Source organism: Aeromonas sp. 604176 (genome assembly GCF_049170755.1).
GTDB classification, from domain to species: domain Bacteria; phylum Pseudomonadota; class Gammaproteobacteria; order Enterobacterales; family Aeromonadaceae; genus Aeromonas; species Aeromonas veronii_A.
On sequence record NZ_JAAKNE010000184.1, the window covers coordinates 1 to 4,507 of the forward strand.

Annotated in this window: 5 protein-coding genes; 4 read left to right on the forward strand and 1 reads right to left on the reverse strand. The window is 42.4% G+C overall.

From position 1 onward, the window contains the following. On the reverse strand, window positions 1–245 hold a 245-nt coding region (locus G5358_RS20150), incomplete at its 3' end, for a transposase (RefSeq protein ID WP_142915113.1). A 280-nt stretch (window positions 246–525) separates the two neighbouring features. Here G5358_RS20150 and G5358_RS20155 point away from each other — a divergent pair. The 4 genes from G5358_RS20155 to G5358_RS20170 all read left to right on the forward strand — a co-directional run bounded on the left by G5358_RS20155 (window position 526) and on the right by G5358_RS20170 (window position 4,228). Beyond that, window positions 526–852 (forward strand): hypothetical protein, encoded by a 327-nt coding sequence (locus G5358_RS20155; protein ID WP_010675891.1) that lies wholly within the window; start codon window positions 526–528, stop codon window positions 850–852. A 138-nt stretch (window positions 853–990) separates the two neighbouring features. Continuing rightward, window positions 991–2,805, forward strand: coding sequence for a copper resistance system multicopper oxidase (locus G5358_RS20160; RefSeq protein WP_421324793.1), 1,815 nt, complete (start codon window positions 991–993; stop codon window positions 2,803–2,805). Window positions 2,806–2,816: 11 nt separating this feature from the next. After that, complete coding sequence (locus tag G5358_RS20165; protein ID WP_005303868.1) at window positions 2,817–3,674, forward strand: copper resistance protein B; 858 nt, start codon at window positions 2,817–2,819, stop codon at window positions 3,672–3,674. 20 nt (window positions 3,675–3,694) lie between these two features. After that, a complete protein-coding gene (locus tag G5358_RS20170; RefSeq protein ID WP_087756363.1) occupies window positions 3,695–4,228 on the forward strand; it encodes a cupredoxin family protein in 534 nt (177 codons plus the stop codon). Window positions 4,229–4,507 lie beyond the last annotated feature (279 nt).

Consider the following 4,507-nt stretch of genomic DNA (forward strand, 5'->3'; position numbering starts at 1 on the left):
TACAGAGCATCTTCCATCGCGCCATCGCTCAGGTTGTACCAATGCTGCATGCAGTGAATGCGTAGCATGGTTTCCAGCGGATAAGGTCGCCGGCCATTACCAGCCTTGGGATAAAACGGCTCGATGACTTCCACCATGTTTTGCCATGGCAGAATCTGCTCCATGCGGGACAAGAAAATCTCTTTTCTGGTCTGACGGCGCTTACTGCTGAATTCACTGTCGGCGAAGGTGAGCTGATGACTCATGATGAACCCTTTTTCATGGCTCCAGATGACAAACATGATCTCATATCAGGGACTTGTTCGCACCTTCCCTAGGGAAGCCGGGCGATTCATGCTGCATGAACCGAATCTCTATCTGAGCAGGTCAAAAAATAGGGTATGTCCTGATTTAAGGCATCCAGCGTTCCCCAAACACTCTTCAATAGGTTTATTACTAATTTGTAATTTTTGTGACAGCTTCATGTAATGATTCAGAGTATATAGTTAGTCACGTAACTTGAGTCATAATTAAATGAGGTGGTTTATGAATATTAAAATTGGTGCATTCATGGCATGTACGCTGGTCGTCGGAAGCTTCTCCGCCTTTGCTCAGGCTCCTGTGCCTTATAACGTTCGTGCTGGGCACAACATTATATATATGGATTGGAGTGCCAACGCACTTAGTACCGATACTGTGAGTGTATCTACCCTGGATGACACTAAACTGGGTACTGTAATGGCTACTCCTGGGAAGACAAAGCAACTGCAACTCCCCATGGACAAAAGTATCAACACAGTCAAAGTCAGCTACAACGGTGATGTCCATGTGATTGCACTTCAGCATGGAATGGGTAGTGGGCGAAACAGATAAAGCAAATAAAATCATGCTTTAACGTAAGTTTTGCGCATTTTTTATACGCATTGAGAAAAATTACAGTATTGTAATTGTACATTGATTTCTATAATGAGCATCATCGCACATCACAGTTGTGATGAAATGGAGGCGCTTATGAATGATGTTCATAGTAAAAATGGATTTAATCCTTCTATCTCAAGAAGAAAGTTTGTTAAAGGGATTGCTGCTGGCGGAGTTGTGGCATCGATTCCTATGTCAATTAACGCTAAAGAAGAACTGCCGCAAAAGGTTTACAGCTCAGTTTTAAGTGGAACAGTAATCGATCTGGTAGTTGAAGAAGTTGTTGTCAACTTTACTGGAAGTACAAGAATTGCCACGGTTGTCAATCGCTCCATACCTGCACCGACATTACGCTTAAAGGAAGGCGATGAGGTTACTCTTCGTGTTACCAATAAGCTCAGTGAGCCTACCTCTATTCATTGGCATGGTATAATACTTCCATTTGAAATGGATGGCGTACCTGGTATTAGTTTCAATGGTATTAAACCAGGAGAGACATTCACATATAAATTCACGTTGGAACAGTCCGGTACATATTGGTATCACTCTCACTCTGGTTCTCAAGAACAGACGGGAATGTATGGCGCTTTAATTATAGAGCCAAAAGAAGGCGAGATTATATCAGCCGATAGAGATTATGTTGTTCTCTTGTCAGACTGGACAGATGAGCACCCGATGCGAATTTTATCAAAATTGAAATCGCAAAGTGATTACTATAATTTTAATCAGCCTACAGCTATCGACTTCATTAACGATGTCAGCAACAGTGGATTAAAGGTTGCCTTCACCAAACGCCAGATGTGGAATGAAATGAGAATGAATTATACAGATTTGGCTGACTTATCCTCTGCAACTTTAACCTATTTAATGAACGGAACAACCCCTAATGGAAATTGGACTGGTGTCTTCAATAAAGGTGAGAAGATCAGACTTAGATTTATAAATGGTGCTGGAGGGTCTTTTTACGATGTCAGAATTCCAGGCATAAAAATGACGGTTGTACAAACCGATGGTGTTGATATTGAACCTATAGACGTAGATGAGTTTCGTTTCGGCCCTGGTGAAACTTACGATGTCATTGTTCAACCCATCGATAACGCCCATACGATTTTCGCACAGTCGATGGATCGTACTGGTTTTGCCCGAGGTACGTTGTCGACGGCGATTGGCCTTTCAGCTCCGATTCCTACTGTAGACAAACCTGAGCCTCTTTCAATGGAAGATATGATGGGCTCCATGGACGGAATGGATCACGGCTCCATGGCAGGTATGGATCATGGCTCAATGCCTGGCATGGCATCGGGGGCAATGCCAACGATGGATCATAGCTCCATGGCTGGTATGGATCATGGTTCTATGGCTGGTATGAGTAATGCTACACCGCCAAGCAAGGTTAGGCATGCCAGTACAGAGTTTGGGCCCAGTGTTGATGCGAGGGTAGATACACCAAGACGCAATCTGAATGACCCTGGTGTAGGGCTACGTAATAATGGGAGAAGAGTGCTTACGTTAGCAGACCTGAAAACTAAAGGTGGGCCCATAGATCCAAGACCAGCAGAACGCGAAATTGAACTTCATTTGACTGGAAATATGGAACGCTATACATGGTCGTTTGATGGCGTTGAGTTCGGTAAATCAACACCAATTCATTTTAATTATGGAGAAAGAGTTAGAATTACTCTCCACAATGACACCATGATGACCCATCCCATGCATTTACATGGTATGTGGAGTGAACTTGAGAATGAAGATGGCTCCTTTTTGGCAAGAAAGCACACAATACCTGTGCAGCCAGCACAACGAATTAGTTTTCTTGTGACCGCTGATGCCATTGGCCGTTGGGCTTGGCACTGTCATATTATGTTCCATATGGATGCTGGAATGTTCCGTGAAGTAGTGGTTTCTTGAGGAAATAAATAATGCTAATTCAAAGTATAGTAAAAAATGGAATATGGTTGATCAGCCTTGGGTTATTTGCTTCTCTTTCTTTTTCTGAGGAGTCAAAAGATGCTGTTAGCGGCTATCACCCTGATTTAACCGCATCTGAGGATAGCGAACAAAGAAGCCCTGATGAATATTCTGATGGACTCACACTTAGTTCAGGCCCAAGCCTTTTTGAAGGCAGAGAGCAGCTTTCCTTAGCAGATGAACATACCTTTTCTTCTCTGTTAATTGACAGGCTTGAATATTCAAATGGACGAGAGGAAAATTATGCTTCCTACAAAGCCCTTGCTTGGGTAGGGAAAGACTATCAAAAAATATGGTTTAAATCTGAAGGTGAATATAAAAATTCATTACAGGATACAGAAAACCAAGTTCTTTATGGGTATGCTACATCTGCATACTGGGACATCCTTTTTGGAGCAAGATATGATACATATCAATCTAGAAGCGATAAAGGATGGCTTGCCCTTGGCCTACAAGGATTAGCGCCATATTGGTTTGAGGTTGACTCCTCTTTATTTGTAGATCAGCATGGTCTAATGCTTTTAAGCCTAGAGGCGGAATATGACCTCTTACTTACTCAGAAATTGATACTACAGCCCCAAGCTGCAATGAATATTTACAGTAAAGATAATGATGATATGTCTGTTGGGCGAGGTATCTCAGACATCAGCACTGGCTTGCGGTTACGTTATGAAATAAGTAGGCAGTTTGCTCCTTACATAGGCGTTGAATGGAAAACTCTCGCTGGCAATACATACGATCTAGCAAAAGATCATGGGGAGAGTACATCTGATACGAGATTTATTGCAGGTGCCAGATTCTGGTTCTGATTACATAAGGAAGGTAATGTATGAAATTCAAAATGATTACTGCTGCTGTGATAGTAATTTCTACGGGTGTGATGGCTTCTGAGCAAGGTCATGACATGAACTCAATGAAGAATGGCATGAACCATGACATGAGTTCAATGAAGGGGAATCCAGCTCCTATGGGGCATGACATGGGGAGTATGGCTGGTTCCCCTGGTGTTGCCAAAGATGTGTCTAGAACCATTGACGTATCTATGGATGACACCATGCGGTTTACACCGAAAACGATATCGGTCAAACAAGGTGAAACAATCCGATTCTTTATAAAGAATAATGGAAAACTACCACATGAGTTCGTTCTCGGAACAACCTCAGAGCTCAAAGAGCATGCGGGAATGATGCAACAAATGCAAGGTATGCAGATGAAACATAGCATGCCAAACATGATCTCTCTTGCACCCAGTCAGAAGAGTGCAGTGCTATGGAAATTTGATAAAGCAGGTACAGTATCATTTGCTTGTCTTGTACCTGGTCATATGGAAGCTGGTATGGTTGGAGAGGTTGTCGTTAAATAAGAGGCTATCTGAGCCTATATGAAAATCAAAGAGGGGCCTGTTCAGGCCCCTCTTTGATTTTCATAATTCAGTTCTAAACTTTACGGATAATGATAAAAATTAACATAATCAACTGCTTTTTATAAGAAGCAGGAAGAACATACATTGAAGTTAATAAATAGAGCTACTGTGAGAAAAAATGGCCCTGCTCCCTATTTTTCAGAAGGAGGTGACACGCTTTGGTGCCATGGTAACCATCAACACTAACCTGCTCTATCTTGCGCCGCAAGTGATTGAGCA